We start from the raw sequence: 729 nt of genomic DNA on the forward strand, positions 1-729 counted from the left end.
CAGAGCTGAGCAGCTAGCATACGTAATCTATACCTCAGGCTCTACCGGTACACCTAAAGGTGTCATGGTTGAACATCGCAATATGGTCAACTATAGCAAATACCTTGAACAGCGTTGGCAGGTGGAGCCGGACGACCGGGTATTACAGTTTTCGACTCCTAACTTTGATGCTTTTGTTGAAGAGTTTGTAGGTGCCATGTCGCATGGAGCGACTTTGGTCTTGCGCAACGAGTCTTGTTTAGAAGGTGCGGAGTCCTTTAAGCGATTTGGTCAACAACATCAGTTGTCAGTGATCAGCCTACCGACAGCTTTTTTCCACGAATTACAAAGTATGGATCCGTGCTGGTCTTGGCCATCATTGCGTTTGGTCATAGTTGGCGGTGAAGCGTTATCACTGAACCATGCACTGGGTTTTAAAGCGCATGCACAGCATATTCGTTTGGTGAACAGCTATGGACCAACAGAAGCGACAATTTGTGCTACCGATTTTGAAGTGTCATCGACAACTCAAGGCGTAGCTCCTATTGGCAAACCACTCGTTAACTACAGTGCATACGTGCTAGATGCCAATCAACAGCAAGTCCCCATTGGCGTTACAGGTGAGCTATATGTCGGCGGTGCTGGCTTAGCGCGCGGTTATCTAAATCGTCCCGAGTTAACAACTGAGCGCTTTATTAGTAATCCATTCTATCAGGCTCAAGAGGCAGGCAGTAGTCAGCGTCTATACCG

1 protein-coding gene is annotated in these 729 nt (G+C 47.6%); it reads left to right on the top strand.

The annotated features are described in order from the left end of the window. On the top strand, window positions 1-729 hold a 729-nt coding region (locus Q4489_RS18235), incomplete at both ends, for an AMP-binding protein (RefSeq protein ID WP_303483386.1).

The organism is Thalassotalea sp. 1_MG-2023 (assembly GCF_030546745.1).
In the GTDB taxonomy this organism is placed as follows: Bacteria; Pseudomonadota; Gammaproteobacteria; order Enterobacterales; family Alteromonadaceae; genus Thalassotalea_C.